The organism is Oceanobacter sp. 3_MG-2023 (assembly GCF_030688925.1).
In the GTDB taxonomy this organism is placed as follows: domain Bacteria; phylum Pseudomonadota; class Gammaproteobacteria; order Pseudomonadales; family Oceanobacteraceae; genus Oceanobacter.
Genome location: NZ_JAUYVX010000002.1, coordinates 151,043 through 164,852 on the forward strand (window position 1 = coordinate 151,043; position 13,810 = coordinate 164,852).

General features: G+C 54.3%; 14 protein-coding genes. 3 read left to right on the plus strand and 11 right to left on the minus strand.

Annotated features, from left to right (window positions below):
• Nucleotides 1-3 precede the first annotated feature (3 nt).
• The 6 genes from Q8W32_RS02595 to Q8W32_RS02620 form a co-directional block, all read right to left on the minus strand.
• Nucleotides 4-1,218 (minus strand): heme biosynthesis HemY N-terminal domain-containing protein, encoded by a 1,215-nt coding sequence (locus Q8W32_RS02595; RefSeq protein ID WP_305413589.1) that lies wholly within the window; start codon nt 1,216-1,218, stop codon nt 4-6.
• Nucleotides 1,215-2,471 (minus strand): uroporphyrinogen-III C-methyltransferase, encoded by a 1,257-nt coding sequence (locus tag Q8W32_RS02600; protein WP_305413590.1) that lies wholly within the window; start codon nt 2,469-2,471, stop codon nt 1,215-1,217. The genes Q8W32_RS02595 and Q8W32_RS02600 overlap by 4 nt, the downstream gene beginning before the upstream one ends.
• A 45-nt stretch (nt 2,472-2,516) precedes the next feature.
• Complete coding sequence (locus Q8W32_RS02605; RefSeq protein WP_305413592.1) at nt 2,517-3,260, minus strand: uroporphyrinogen-III synthase; 744 nt, start codon at nt 3,258-3,260, stop codon at nt 2,517-2,519.
• A 3-nt stretch (nt 3,261-3,263) separates the two neighbouring features.
• Entirely contained in the window at nt 3,264-4,205 is a 942-nt protein-coding gene (gene hemC / locus Q8W32_RS02610) for a hydroxymethylbilane synthase (protein WP_305413593.1), read from the minus strand.
• Between the two features lie 139 nt (nt 4,206-4,344).
• Nucleotides 4,345-5,109 (minus strand): LytTR family DNA-binding domain-containing protein, encoded by a 765-nt coding sequence (locus tag Q8W32_RS02615; RefSeq protein ID WP_305413595.1) that lies wholly within the window; start codon nt 5,107-5,109, stop codon nt 4,345-4,347.
• Nucleotides 5,084-6,169 (minus strand): sensor histidine kinase, encoded by a 1,086-nt coding sequence (locus tag Q8W32_RS02620; RefSeq protein WP_303431209.1) that lies wholly within the window; start codon nt 6,167-6,169, stop codon nt 5,084-5,086. The genes Q8W32_RS02615 and Q8W32_RS02620 overlap by 26 nt, the downstream gene beginning before the upstream one ends.
• Before the next feature lie 190 nt (nt 6,170-6,359).
• Here Q8W32_RS02620 and argH point away from each other — a divergent pair, with 190 nt between their 5' ends.
• A complete protein-coding gene (argH, locus tag Q8W32_RS02625; RefSeq protein ID WP_305413597.1) occupies nt 6,360-7,757 on the plus strand; it encodes an argininosuccinate lyase in 1,398 nt (465 codons plus the stop codon).
• Nucleotides 7,758-7,787: 30 nt separating this feature from the next.
• Nucleotides 7,788-8,621, plus strand: coding sequence for a putative nucleotide-diphospho-sugar transferase (locus Q8W32_RS02630; RefSeq protein ID WP_305413598.1), 834 nt, complete (start codon nt 7,788-7,790; stop codon nt 8,619-8,621).
• A gap of 99 nt (nt 8,622-8,720) precedes the next feature.
• Here Q8W32_RS02630 and Q8W32_RS02635 read toward each other — a convergent pair whose 3' ends face one another.
• Complete coding sequence (locus tag Q8W32_RS02635; RefSeq protein ID WP_305413599.1) at nt 8,721-8,972, minus strand: hypothetical protein; 252 nt, start codon at nt 8,970-8,972, stop codon at nt 8,721-8,723.
• 271 nt (nt 8,973-9,243) lie between these two features.
• Here Q8W32_RS02635 and Q8W32_RS02640 point away from each other — a divergent pair, with 271 nt between their 5' ends.
• Entirely contained in the window at nt 9,244-10,152 is a 909-nt protein-coding gene (locus tag Q8W32_RS02640; RefSeq protein WP_305413601.1) for a histone deacetylase, read from the plus strand.
• Nucleotides 10,153-10,260: 108 nt separating this feature from the next.
• Here the strand turns inward: Q8W32_RS02640 and Q8W32_RS02645 are convergent, their stop codons facing one another.
• The 4 genes from Q8W32_RS02645 to atpG all read right to left on the minus strand — a co-directional run bounded on the left by Q8W32_RS02645 (nt 10,261) and on the right by atpG (nt 13,777).
• A complete protein-coding gene (locus Q8W32_RS02645) occupies nt 10,261-10,845 on the minus strand; it encodes an outer membrane beta-barrel protein (protein WP_305413603.1) in 585 nt (194 codons plus the stop codon).
• A 150-nt stretch (nt 10,846-10,995) separates the two neighbouring features.
• Entirely contained in the window at nt 10,996-11,424 is a 429-nt protein-coding gene (locus tag Q8W32_RS02650; protein ID WP_303431216.1) for a F0F1 ATP synthase subunit epsilon, read from the minus strand.
• Between the two features lie 58 nt (nt 11,425-11,482).
• Nucleotides 11,483-12,877 carry a F0F1 ATP synthase subunit beta gene (atpD, locus tag Q8W32_RS02655; RefSeq protein ID WP_303431218.1) on the minus strand — a complete coding sequence of 465 codons (1,395 nt, stop codon included), beginning with the start codon at nt 12,875-12,877 and terminating at the stop codon, nt 11,483-11,485.
• A 39-nt stretch (nt 12,878-12,916) separates the two neighbouring features.
• Complete coding sequence (gene atpG, locus Q8W32_RS02660; RefSeq protein WP_303431219.1) at nt 12,917-13,777, minus strand: F0F1 ATP synthase subunit gamma; 861 nt, start codon at nt 13,775-13,777, stop codon at nt 12,917-12,919.
• Nucleotides 13,778-13,810: the final 33 nt, after the last annotated feature.

A 13,810-nucleotide genomic window follows, 5' to 3' on the forward strand; every position in this document is an offset into this window, starting at 1 on the left:
ACACTAGCCGGACTGGCAGTCCTGCTGCGCCAGGGCTTGCTGGAAGTATCGGCTGGCACCAACATGATCCTGTTCTTGCACCAGTAGCTTGCCCATTTCGGCGTTTAGTCCGGGCAGGTTTTTCAGCTTCAATCCCATCAGCAAAAACTCTCTGGCCCGCTCCGGTTGCTCAAGACGCAGCGCCAGGCGCGCCAGAATCAATAACAGTACCGGATCATTCGGCCGTTCCTGCAGTTGTTTTTCTGCAAAGAGGAAACGTCTGCGGGCATCCGCGCCATTAAGTCTGGCGTAGGCCAGCAGCAAGTCATCACGCCAAACGTACGCCAGCCCGTTACGCAAATCCACTTCGGCCTGCTCATCCTCTCCCAGCTCATGCAGGGTATCGGTGTAGTGCAGCAGAATATCCCCCTGACGGCGGCAGTGTCGGGGCATCGACTGATACAGTTTCTTCAAGGCCGCTACCGGGTCCTTGCTTTGCTGCGCCTTGGCTGTACGGTCGATCAGCTGCAAATAGACTTTTTCTTCCAGTTCCTTGAGCTTGCTTTCAGGAATTTTTCCGGCTTTGCCAGCCTTGCCCAGAATCGGCAGTAATTCGTGTAACGCCACCCAGTCTTCCAGATCCTGATACAGCCGCACCAGCAATTTAAGCAAGTAGCTATGACGGGGATAACGGTCGCGCAAGCTGACCAGAACCGCCAGGGCCTGCTCCTTGTGGCCGCGCGAGATCAGCAACTGGGCATGGGAAATACCAACCGCCAAATCAGCCCCGCGGGTGCTTTTACTGGCAGCACTCAAGAGCTCATCGGTGGTGTCGTGCTTGCCTTGTTCATACGCCGCACGGGCGGCGGCCAGATAGTTGATCAGCGGCATATCGGTATCGGTTGCCGAACGTGTCAGCAAACGTTCAGCCCTTGACCACTGCCCCAATGCCAGCGACAACAGACCACGGGTGGTTTGCTTGCGGGCACGGGCGGTACGGCGACTGCGCCGCCATTCATTAAAACGCCAGTCGGAACCCAGCATCACCAGGCTGAAACGGAATAAGAAATACACCGCCACCAGCATGACGCCAAGCAATAACAAAAAGAACCACAAGCTGGTTTCAAGGCTGTAATGATGCCAGCTCAGCAGGACATAACCTGAATCCTGCCCCGCCAGAGACCCTGCCCCCAGGGCCACCACCAGGGTAATTACAAAAAACAGCAACCAGCGCTTCATGGCTGTGCTCCTTGCGGCTCAGTGGTCGCCTTGGCAGCAGGAGCCACTGGCTGTTGCTCCGGGCTGTATTCCGTTTCATCCAGAATCATACGTGCACGCAGAGCCTGCAAGGATGCACTGATATCCGGTACCGCCGGACTCACCTGCCATTGTTGCAGCTCGCCCAGCAACTGGCGTAATGCCAGCACCGCCTGATCTTGCTTGGGCAAATAACGTTCAACCCAGCCTTTAACGCGGCCAAGGCTGTTGTCGTACAGGTTCTGATCGCCACGCAACATCGCCAGCTGGGCCTGTTCCAGCATCAGGTGGGCATTCTGTTGCAGGTAATAAGCCTGCTCCGGTGCCATGGGAATATCGACAGGGCTGTCCTGACGACGTATCCGTACCACCTGGGCAAGTCCTTGTTTCAGCTCATCAAACAGCTGCTGGTACCAGGCTTGAGCGGCTCCGGCCAGGGTTGTATTGGCGTCGGAGGCTGTTGATGGCAACCGCACTTGTGGCAACCAGTCAACCTGATCCAGAGAATCCTGCATCGCCTGCAAGCGGGCAATCGCACCGACCTTGTCGACACCGGGCACACGGCGCAGCTGTTGGATCTCGCTGGCTATTTTAGTCCGGACGTTATCGTAGGCCGGGTTGTTGATTTCCAGCAGCACCTTGTCGGCAGCCACCAGCATGGCGGCCGCTCCGGTAACATCACGCTCCAGGTTCAGGCGTTGATTCGCCAATCGCAGCAGGTATTCCACTTCGGCCAGGAGCCAGTCCTGACGATCGGAACCGGCCAGCCCGGCCAGCCGTTGTTCATTATGCTGCGCCTGACGGGATACCGTGGCCAGCTGGTCTTGCAAAGCCCGATCACCGCTATCCTGTTGCTGCTGGCGCTGACCCAGTGTATTCAGGGTTTGGCGATCAGCCTGCGTCTGTTGTGCCATGCCTTGCAACTGCTGTTGCAGCTGGCCCAGCTGTTGGCGCTGTTGCAACCCATACCAGACCACAGCCGCCGAGACGGCCAGTGACAGTAACACCAGAATAACCAGCAGCCAGATTGCCAATGACGATCGCCGTCCAGGGGTGTTTTCCTTGTCGGGTTTGCCTGCTTGCGCATCCGGTCGGGTCTTTTTCGACGCCGCTTTTTTATTCGTCGACGCCGTCGTACTGTCGCTCGGGGCTGCGGGAGCTTGCTCTTTGTCCAGCGTTACCTGGGCGTCAGCACCCACATCGTCTGTTGTTTGCTTGTCTTTGTTGTTGTCCACGTCTGTTTTCCTGTCACCGCCGCCGCTAGCGACCTGATTATCGGGTTACAGCTGCGCCGCCAGGCAGCTGAGCATGTCGTCATCCCTGGCACTGGCGGGAACCAATACCGGATCGTAGCCTTTGGCCCGCGCCTGTTCGGCAATCCGCTCACTGGGCAGTATCAGCCCGGCAATCCGGTTAGCCAACGTGGGCACCTGCCTTTCTATAATATCCAGGGCCTGGCCACTGCTGAGCAGCAGCCATGGACGGGTACCGAGTGTCACGTCCCAATCGTGACTGCTGTACTGCCGCGGTCGCCGTTCATACAGCTCGGCATAGTCGACACAAGCGCCGCGCGCACGTAATGTCGTCGCCAGTGTTTCCCGACCACCAACACCCCGCCAGATCAGAATGCGTTGTTCTGCCACTTGCTGCAAGGCAGGTAATGCAAGCAGTCCTTCACTGTCATATCGGCTGGCCGGACAGCTGGCCTCCAGACCGTACTGCCAGAAGGGTTCGGTACTGGCTGGGCCAACACCATACCAGTGCACTCCCAGCGGTGGCTGGGGCCAATACGTATCCAGCCATTCCAGCCCCGACCGGGCAGCGTTGGCGCTGATGGCAATCACGTGCTGGTAGAGGTCGAGATCGAGCATCCGGGCACGGGCCAAACGCGCATGCTCGCTGTGCTCGGCCACCGCCTCAATCGCCATCAATGGCCGATGCAGACAGTGATAACCGGCCTGCTCCAGAGCGGCGATCAGGTGATCGGCCTGACCCTCGGGGCGGGTCACCAGAATCGTTGTCAAAGCCTAGCGTACCTCACGACCGTAGACTTCGGTCAGGATCTCGCCAGCCCCTTGGGCCAGCAGATGCTCTGCCGCCAGGATACCCAGTATCTCTGCATCGGCCCTGTTGCCCTGCTGTTCCGTGGTCAGCACCTTGCTGCCATCGACGGAGCCCACCAGCCCCCGCAAGGTCAGCTGGTCGCCTTGTAATTCTGCATAGGCGGCAATGGGCACCTGACAGCCACCTTGCAAACGACGGTTCAAGGCCCGTTCGGCCAGCACACAGTCGGTGGTATCGGCATGGGCCAAAGGAGCGATCAGTGTCTGGGCAAGCTCATCATCACAACGCCACTCAACCCCCAATGCGCCCTGGCCACCAGCAGGTAAGGACTGCTCGGCCGAGAGGGATGCCGTCAAGCGATCACCCATTTCCATTCGCAACAGTCCGGCAGAAGCCAGAATAATGGCATCAAATTCACCGGCATCGAGTTTGCCCAGGCGCGTCTGGACGTTGCCACGCAGGGAGCGAATCTGTAAATCCGGCCGCTGTTGTTGCAACTGGCACTGGCGCCGCAGGCTTGAGGTACCGACAACCGCCCCTTGTGGCAGTTCGTCGACACTGCTGTAGTTATTGGAGACAAAAGCGTCCAGTGGGGTTTCCCGCTCACAAATCACGCCCAGCTCCAGCCCTTCCGGAAATTCCATCGGCACGTCTTTCATTGAGTGCACGGCAATATCGGCACGGCCGTCCAGCATGGCGACTTCCAATTCCTTGACGAACAATCCTTTACCGCCAATTTTGGCCAGCGGTGTATCGAGAATCTTGTCACCCTGGGTGGAGAAGGTCACCAGTTCTACTTCCAGATCTTTATGCAAGGCCATCAAGCGGGCCTTGATATGTTCAGCCTGCCACAGGGCCAAAGGACTTTTACGGGTGGCAATACGGAGCAGACGAGCTGATGACATGATGATCCTTATTCGACGGGAAGTATGGTGGCCTGGCTGGCAGACCACCGATATGAGACATTTGCAAATCATACCAGTGCCGGCGCGTCAGCTGAAATTACCCGGATCAGCTAACCAGCAGGAAATACCGTGTTCAGGGCTAAAATGACTTCATTACCTTGCGCACATCCGGTAAATGGCGGCGACTAACCGCAACACCGTCTTTGATACCGTTCAGGTATACCACATGGCCTCGACCTTCCTGCGCTTCCAGTCGCACGATACGATCCCGCGCCACCAACGCACTGCGGTGGACCCGGACAAAGCGGTCGCCAAATTCTTCTTCGAGCTGACGCAGGCTGTCATCGATCAATGTTTCGCCTTGTTCCTGAATGGCATTGACGTATTTCTGATCAGCCAGAAAGTAGCATATGTCTTCCAGCGGGATACGTTGCAAGCCCATATGAGTGCGGGCAGTCAGGTGCGTGCGTATTTTAGCGGTACCTTCGTCGTGCTCCGGTTTTTCTTCTGACAGATCCCGGCTTGCCAGTTCCCGGGCCTCCAGCCGCTCCCTGACCCGCTCCAATGCCCGCTGCAAATCCGCCGGACGTACCGGCTTGAGCAAGTAATCGATGGCGCTGACACCGAAGGCATCCAGAGCATGTTCATCAAATGCCGTACAAAAAACCACCAGCGGAGGCGTGTCATATTGCTGCAATGCCTGGGCGGTTTCCAGCCCGCTGCGGCCAGGCATCTGGATATCCAGCAGCAATACATCGGCACGGTGGTGCTCCAGCCATTGCAAGGTGGCATCCCCGCTCTCCAGTTCGACCACCAGTTCAAAATCCAGGTGCTCTTTTAACAGGCGTGCCAACCGGCCACGAGCCAGCGGCTCATCATCAACCAGCGCCAGGCGATAACTCATGGGTACGCTCTCCAGAATACAGTGGAATCATGATCCGCGCCTGGTACTCATCCGCCAGCTCCAGTGTCTGTAGCCGGGCAGAATCACCAAACAGGGTGTCCAGTCGGGCACGGATATTACGTTGGGCAATGCCATTACCCGGCTTGCTGCTGCCGGGAACCCGGGCATTCGCGACCATCAGCTCCCAGCCTCCCGTCACCGGGGTCAGCGAAATACGAATCCAGCCGCCACCAACCAGGGGCTGAATGCCGTGGTAAACCGCATTTTCAAGCAATGGCTGGAGAATCAGGGTTGGCATAATAATCTCCGGCAAAGGGTCGGGGAGTTGCCACTCGATCGTCAGCCGTGCCCCCAGCCGAGTATGTTCGATATCCAGATAACGCTGGCCAAATTCTATTTCCTGCTCCAACGTCGATGGCGTGTCGTCGGCTTTCAGAACCACCCGGAACAATTGCGCCAGATCCAGCAGCATGTTTTCGGCTTTTTCCGGATCAATCACAATCAGCGCAGCGACGGTATTCAGTGTATTAAAAAAGAAATGCGGCCGAATATTGGCCTGTAACGCTGACAGCCGCGCCTTGAGCTCTGCCTGCGCCTGAATCCGCCACTGGCTCTGCACATAAAAGTAGCGTAATGCCAATGCAGTCACCAGGGCACTGACCAGCGCATTCCGGGCCAGCCAGAGCCAGTCGATGCTTCTCACACTGGTTGGCCACAACCAGTCCGCCATCAACCCCACGCCCAGTGTCACCAGCTGCACCAATAACAGCGCCAGCACCGAAACCAGCATGACGTTCACCTGCACCAGCACAAATCGCAGCTGACACAACACCGCCACCGACAGCAAGGCCACCCACTGCACAAACAGCGAGACCAGGCCAAAACGTTCCCAGGAAAACGCCGCCAGCGACGATTCCATCAAGGTCAGAATCGCTACCAGGCCTTCACTGACCGCCAGCAAAAACAGGATTGCCCGGGTGTTACACAAATCGGGCAGGAAAAACGCATCCAGTAAACTGCGATCATGCTGATGGCTGACAGCGGATACGGTATCTGACATAGCTGATCCTCTGACTGTAAGGTAAAAACAGTACTAGTCTCGCTTTAGTCTCGGACGACAACAAGTATCTGCTCCACATTCCGGTTAAACCGTTGCCACGCCACAGGTATACTCTGCGGCTGGAAATTTTCTGTTGTGGCTGGCCAACGCCAATAGAGCCACAACATTTGCGTTTATTGAGGGGGAGTACATGACTGATCAATCCACCAATGCCTCGTGGGGCGGCCGTTTTTCTGAGCCAACCGATGCATTTGTTGCCCGTTACACTGCGTCAGTGGACTTTGACCAGCGCATGTACCGCCACGACATCCAGGGCTCGGTTGCCCACGCCCGCATGCTGGCCCACGTCGGAGTGCTGAGTAACGACGAGCGCGACGATATCATTCGTGGCCTGGAAGAAGTACGTATCGAGATTGAGCGCGGTGATTTCGACTGGTCGATCGCACTGGAAGACGTGCACATGAACATCGAGGCCGCACTGACTGCCAAGATCGGTATCACCGGCAAAAAACTGCACACCGGCCGCTCCCGTAACGATCAGGTTGCCACCGATATCCGCCTGTACTTGCGTGATGAAATCGATCTGATCAGTGCCGAACTGACCCGCCTGCAACAAGGCCTGATTGAACTGGCCAAGCGGGAAGCCGACACCATCATGCCGGGCTTCACCCACCTGCAAACCGCACAGCCAGTCACCTTTGGTCATCACCTGCTGGCCTGGAATGCGATGCTGGAACGGGACTACGCCCGCCTGCAGGATTGCCGCAAGCGGGTTAACCAGTTGCCTTTGGGTGCTGCGGCGCTGGCCGGTACGACTTACCCGATTGACCGCTTCTATACTGCCGAATTGCTCGGCTTTGACGCTCCCACTGAAAACAGTCTGGATTCTGTCTCCGATCGCGACTTCGCCATCGAATTCACCAGTGCCGCAGCGCTGATCATGATGCATATGTCACGCTTCTCGGAAGAGCTGGTGCTGTGGGCATCGGCGCAATTCCGCTTTATTGATTTGCCAGACCGCTTTTGCACCGGCTCATCCATCATGCCGCAGAAAAAGAACCCCGACGTTCCTGAACTGGTACGGGGCAAAACCGGCCGGGTCTATGGTCATCTGGTCAGCCTGCTGACACTGATGAAGTCCCAGCCACTGGCCTACAACAAGGACAATCAGGAAGACAAGGAACCCCTGTTCGATACTGTCGATACCTTGCGCGACAGCCTGCGAGCCTTTGCAGATATGGCTCCTCACCTGCAAGCACGTCGGGATGATATGCGGGATGCTGCCAAGCGGGGTTTCTCGACCGCCACCGATCTCGCCGATTACGTGGTACGCAAGGGTATTCCCTTCCGTGACGCCCACGAAATTGTTGGTAAAGCGGTGGCTTATGGCCTGGAGCAAGACAAGGACCTCAGTGACATGACGCTGGAAGAACTGCAGCAGTTTTCCGATGAAATTACTGCCGATGTCTTTGATGTACTGACCCTGGAAGGCTCTGTTGCCGCTCGCGATCATATTGGCGGTACTGCACCAGATCAGGTACGGGCAGCTGCGGTGCGGGCGCAGAATATGTTAGCATCCAGACCTTAGGCGTACTGTTAGCAGGGAAGCGATATATTAATGAATGGATTTGTCTATGCAGCAACGGGCGATATTGGCTACACACAGCTAGCCATTCGCTCGGCTCGCAGTCTCAAGGCACAATGCCCCGATTACCCGATCGACTTGTTCACAGATCAACCATGCGATGACGATGTTTTCGATCAGGTTCATGTGTATGAAGACTCCTGGTTTCGCGCCAAAATTGACGCGTTGCAGGATTCCCGCTTTGAAAAAACGGTTTATATCGATGCCGATACTTTTGTAATCGACGATATATCTGATGTGTTCTTTATCCTTGACCGTTTTGATATCGCGGCGGTACACGATCAGGCGCGAACCAGTCACCATGGCCAGAGAATACATAAACTACCATTTCCTGAATCGTTTCCAGCCTTGAATAGTGGCGTTGTCGGAGTACGAAAAACGGAAGAAACAACGGCCTTTCTCAATACCTGGAAGCGGTTAATGCAAGAGACTGGCAGCAATGCTGACCAGCCACTTTTTCGGGAGCTGATTTGGCTCTCTAACCTCCATGTACATATATTACCTACCGAATACAATGTCATGCACTTGCACTGGTTACGTATCACTAACCGGGCGCGAGGATTTCCGAAAATTATTCATAGCCCCAGCCTGCATCACTTTATTGATAAAGATGGCGAGGCCTGTCCGTCCTTGCTGAGCCTGCTGGGTTACAGAACCATGCGCAACCTGATTAAAACCTTTCGGGCCAAAGGTACTCACAATCTCGAAAAAGTCCCACAGGAATTTTTTCTCGGCAATCCATCAGACTACTCTTTGATCAACAAGATAAAGTACTTTGTCTTGTCCGATTATTTTTCAAAAAAATAGCATCGACGGTGACCAAGCAGCATCGCGGCACCTTTGTGTAGTCCCAGTCCCAGCGTAAGTCATGTTTTCTACCGGTACCCGGGTAGGCACCGGCGCATCTCAGACTTGTTGCTGCCGCTTTTTGAACCAGCCTTCCTGCCCGGCAATCGTGACCAGACGGAACACCAGCACGGCATGCATAACGCCGATCAACCCTGCCGGGGCATAGTCGTTGACGCTGAACATCTCCCATACCAGGGCCGGTAACACCAGAATCGGAAACCAGGCGATATAGCGGTAAAAGAATTTCTCAAAGCTGGAGATCGCTTGATTCTCTGTGGCTGTTTTCTTGTTTTTATTATCTTTTTTCACATCAACCTCGGAAAAATAGACGTTGCATCGCTGACTAAACAGTATGCTGGCAGACTGACAAAAGCCTGCTCTGGCGCTGCGTTGCACGTTCAGGAGCAAATCCTGACAGGCTTCTAATGGACCATACAAGCTATCAAATTGCCACTCGCCCTTGGTCGTAGCTCTGTTTAAAGGTCACGCATTGCCGGACAATATGCTAGTTTCTGATGCAGTACGGCGGCATAGTCCCACCGTTGGTTCAGCTACCCTACAGACTCTCTGCCGGTTCATCATGAAATTGCCTATTGTTTATCACACCAACTATTCTTGCCCGTTCCCGGACAACCATCGTTTTGTCATGTCCAAGTTTGTGCGCCTGCACGACCATCTGTTACAGCAGGGTTATATCCACGATAATCTCTATCGGCCTGCCGCGGCTTCCATCGCGGACCTCGCCATTACCCACAGTCCGGTTTACCTGCAGGCTCTGGTTGACGATGCCATTGAGATGAAAGCCTGGCGGCGCCTGGGCTTACCCTGGAGCCAGGGTTTGATAGACCGGACCCTGACCGCACCCAATGGCACCTTGCTGGCCGCCCGGCTGGCACTCCAGCATGGCATGGCCAGCCATCTCGCTGGCGGCACCCACCATGCTCATTATGATTTTGGCTCTGGTTTTTGCCTGGTCAACGATCTCGCCTATACCGCCCTGGCTCTGCTGCAACGGCGAGAAGTCCAGCGTTTGCTGATTTTTGATCTGGATGTGCATCAGGGGGATGGCACTGCGGCTCTGCTGGAGCATGAGCCACGGGCATTTACTTGCTCGATTCACTGCGAGAAGAATTTTCCTTTCCGTAAACACCGCAGTGATCTTGATATTGGCCTTGGGCAATACCTCGATGATGCTGCCTATCTTACAGTTGTCAGGGATACCTTCGAACGCCTGATTCATGAACATCAGCCAGAGCTGGTGATTTACGATGCCGGAGTTGATGTCTGGGAAGGAGATGGGCTCGGCCACCTGAATATAACCCTGGAGGGTATTCAGCAACGGGACCGCTGGGTGCTGGCATACTGCCAACAGCGCGGCATACCGGTTGTGACGGTCATTGGAGGTGGCTATGACAAGGATCACCAGCGCCTGGCAGAACGCCATGCCAGTGTGGTGAAAACCGCTTCCATACTGTTTGCTGAACAATAAGCAAACCGGCAGGTGTGTACAGGTGTGATATTGATTGAACGCATAACAGATTAACAGATACAAAAACAGGCGCCATGGCGCCTGTTGCACATCATCTTCTGTCGTCAATCAGAACAGTATATGCGCCGCAAGATCGAAACCGCCCTGGGTAGATTGGGTTTCGTAGATGTGGTGGCCATCCTCCGCATCCTGCCAGCCAATCGACTTGAAGCCGTAACCCAGGTCAACATCCAGATGTTCATGGAACTGCCAGATTACGCCTGCGCCAAAATTGAATGCAACGCCGGACAAGTCCTCACCATCGGCATAGTACTCTCCTGAATCATCGTAGGTGTACAACCCAAAGCCAATCAGCAGATAGGGTCTGACGGCTTCGTAACGCCAAACAAACGAATAATCCACATCAAGGCCAGAGTATGATTCATCATCATAAAAATCGTTGTCATATTCTACATCAATGGTCGCCAAAGAGACTTCCAGGCGGTTGTCGTTATCAAACTGATAACCCAACCCGATCGATTGTTGCGAATACTCATAATCATAGGTAACAGAGTAACGACCTGATGTGTATTCCTCTTCTCCACTGCCGATAAAACCGGCTATTCCCACACCGGCATAAAACTGGCCAGCCATCACAGAGGATGAGGCAGCGACCATCAAGGGCAACAAGGCCCTGGAAAATACTTTGGACATAAGGACGCTCTCCTGAGCTTTGGGAACACGATATCGTATAAAATCGCACGAACAGGAGACAGAAAAATATTAACGGCCATCTGACATCCTGTCGGCAGAAAATAAAAAGCCCCCGAAGATTCGAGGGCTGCCGTCAAAAACAGGCGAAGCTTAGCGCTTGCCCAGTTTTTCACGGATTTGCTGAATGGTGCGCAGCTGGGCTGCGGCTTCAGCAAGCTGGGACAGAGCGCGGGAATAATCAAAGTCGGAACCTTGATTTGCCAGTGCTTGTTCAGCGTGTTTCTTGGCTTCCAGAGCGGCGGCTTCGTCAATATCGTGCGCACGAACTGCCGTATCAGCCAACACAGTCACCCGGTTTGGTTGAACTTCCAGATAACCACCAGAGACGTAAACAACCTCTTCGCTACCGCCTTGTCTGACGATACGAACCGGACCTGGTTTCAACGGGGTCAGCAAGGGCGCGTGGCCTGGTTCAATACCAAGCTCACCCATCAGGCCCGCAGCAATAACGCGCTCGACCAGACCGGAGAAGAGATTCTCTTCGGCACTGACAATATCGCAATGTACAGTGATCGCCATAAGGTATTCCTCAGGTTGAGGAGGTAAAGCCGGATGATTCCGGCCTTACCAGCCCGAATTACATGTTTTTGGCTTTTTCGACAGCTTCGTCGATCGTACCAACCATGTAGAAGGCTTGCTCTGGCAGGTCGTCGTAATCACCATTCAGGATACCCTGGAAACCACGGATGGTTTCTTTCAGTGATACATACTTGCCTGGCGCACCAGTAAACACTTCTGCCACATGGAATGGCTGGGACAGGAAGCGTTCGATTTTACGTGCACGAGCAACCAGCTGCTTGTCTTCGTCGGACAGTTCGTCCATACCCAGAATCGCAATGATGTCCTTCAGCTCTTTGTAGCGCTGCAGTACACCCTGAACACCACGAGCGATGTCGTAGTGTTCGTTACCGATAACCAGTGGATCCAGCTGACGGGAAGTAGAGTCCAGTGGATCGATCGCAGGGTAAATACCCTTGGATGCGATATCACGGCTCAGTACCACGGTGGAGTCCAAGTGGGCAAAGGTGGTTGCTGGCGATGGGTCAGTCAAGTCATCCGCAGGTACGTATACCGCCTGGATAGAAGTAATGGAACCGTTCTTGGTGGAGGTAATACGCTCCTGCAGAACACCCATTTCTTCAGCCAGAGTCGGCTGGTAACCTACTGCGGAAGGCATACGGCCCAGCAGTGCAGATACTTCGGTTCCCGCCAGGGTATAACGATAGATGTTGTCAACAAACAACAGTACGTCTTTACCTTCGTCACGGAATTTCTCTGCCATGGTCAGACCTGTCAGAGCCACACGCAGACGGTTGCCTGGGGGTTCGTTCATCTGGCCATAAACCATTGCTACTTTGGAAGCCGCTTTGTCATCCAGGTTTACAACCCCGGATTCCGCCATTTCGTAGTAGAAATCGTTACCTTCACGAGTCCGCTCACCAACACCTGCGAATACAGACAAACCGGAGTGAGCCTTTGCAATGTTGTTGATCAGTTCCATCATGTTTACGGTTTTACCAACACCGGCACCACCGAACAGTCCAACTTTACCACCCTTGGCGAACGGACAAACAAGGTCAATTACCTTGATGCCGGTTTCCAGCAGGTCAGTGGAGTTGGCTTGTTCGTCGAAGCCAGGTGCAGCACGGTGAATCGAATAACGTTCTTTCTCACCGATCTCGCCGCATTCATCAATAGGACGGCCAAGGACGTCCATGATGCGTCCCAATGTCTCAATACCAACGGGTACAGAGATTGGAGCGCCAGAGTTTGTTACCTGAAGGCCACGCTTGAGACCTTCTGTGGAGCCCATCGCAATAGTACGCACTACGCCATCACCCAGCTGTTGCTGAACTTCCAGAGTAGTTTCAGTACCATCAACGGTCAGGGCGTCGTAGACTTTGGGTACGCTGTCGCGTGGGAATTCCACGTCGATAACGGCACCGATAATCTGTACGATACGTCCGCTCATATTCGGTTCCTCTTAACCTTAAAACCTTCGTTCCCCGGCTTATACAGCCGCGGCGCCGCTAACGATTTCCGAAATTTCCTGGGTGATCGCTGCCTGACGAGCCTTGTTGTACAACAAATTCAGCTCGTTAATCATGTCGCCGGCGTTATCGGTGGCGTTCTTCATTGCCAACATACGCGCGGCCTGTTCACAGGCGTTGTTCTCAACCACACTCTGATACACTTGGGATTCGATGAAACGAACCAGCAAGCTGTCGATGATTTCCTCGGCAGCAGGTTCGTAGATATAATCCCATGAGTGATCCCGAGCGAATTCTTCATCTGCCTTCAGCGGCAATATTTGTTCCGCAACAGGTTGTTGGGTCATGGTGTTTACAAAACGATTGTGGACGATAAACAGACGATCAATCTTGCCTTCGTCAAATGCGTCCAGCATCACTTTTACCGAGCCGATCAGGCTGGCCAGTTCCGGCGCGTCACCCAAATGGGATTTTGCAGCCACAACATTGCCACCAAAACTGGAGAAAAACAGCGATGCCTTGGCACCGATAGAGCAGAAATCAACATCCACTCCTTCTCCTCTCCAGTTTTTTGTTTCCCGAGCAAGCAGCTTGAACAGATTATTGTTCAAACCACCACACAGGCCACGGTCGGAAGACACAACGATATAACCAACCCGTTTGACATCACGATCTTGCAGATAACGATGGCGGTATTCAGAAGTCGCGTTGGCCAGATGGCCAATTACGTTACGGATTTTTTCCGCGTAAGGGCGGCTTTTTTCCATACGCAGCTGAGCGCGACGCATTTTACTAACAGCCACTTTTTCCATGGCTGAAGTAATTTTCTGCGTGCTTTTTACACTCGTAATCTGCTCTTTAATTTCTTTACCGACTGCCATAACCAAGCTGCCTCACGTTGAAGGTTGAATCCT

Coding starts and splice junctions, on each gene's coding strand:
- Q8W32_RS02595 (WP_305413589.1), bottom strand. CDS start 1,218: ATGAAGCGCTGGTTGCTGTTTTTTGTAATTACCCTGGTGGTGGCCCTG.
- hemC (WP_305413593.1), bottom strand. CDS start 4,205: ATGTCATCAGCTCGTCTGCTCCGTATTGCCACCCGTAAAAGTCCTTTG.
- Q8W32_RS02615 (WP_305413595.1), bottom strand. CDS start 5,109: ATGAGTTATCGCCTGGCGCTGGTTGATGATGAGCCGCTGGCTCGTGGC.
- Q8W32_RS02620 (WP_303431209.1), bottom strand. CDS start 6,169: ATGTCAGATACCGTATCCGCTGTCAGCCATCAGCATGATCGCAGTTTA.
- argH (WP_305413597.1), top strand. CDS start 6,360: ATGACTGATCAATCCACCAATGCCTCGTGGGGCGGCCGTTTTTCTGAG.
- Q8W32_RS02630 (WP_305413598.1), top strand. CDS start 7,788: ATGAATGGATTTGTCTATGCAGCAACGGGCGATATTGGCTACACACAG.
- Q8W32_RS02640 (WP_305413601.1), top strand. CDS start 9,244: ATGAAATTGCCTATTGTTTATCACACCAACTATTCTTGCCCGTTCCCG.
- Q8W32_RS02645 (WP_305413603.1), bottom strand. CDS start 10,845: ATGTCCAAAGTATTTTCCAGGGCCTTGTTGCCCTTGATGGTCGCTGCC.
- Q8W32_RS02650 (WP_303431216.1), bottom strand. CDS start 11,424: ATGGCGATCACTGTACATTGCGATATTGTCAGTGCCGAAGAGAATCTC.
- atpD (WP_303431218.1), bottom strand. CDS start 12,877: ATGAGCGGACGTATCGTACAGATTATCGGTGCCGTTATCGACGTGGAA.
- atpG (WP_303431219.1), bottom strand. CDS start 13,777: ATGGCAGTCGGTAAAGAAATTAAAGAGCAGATTACGAGTGTAAAAAGC.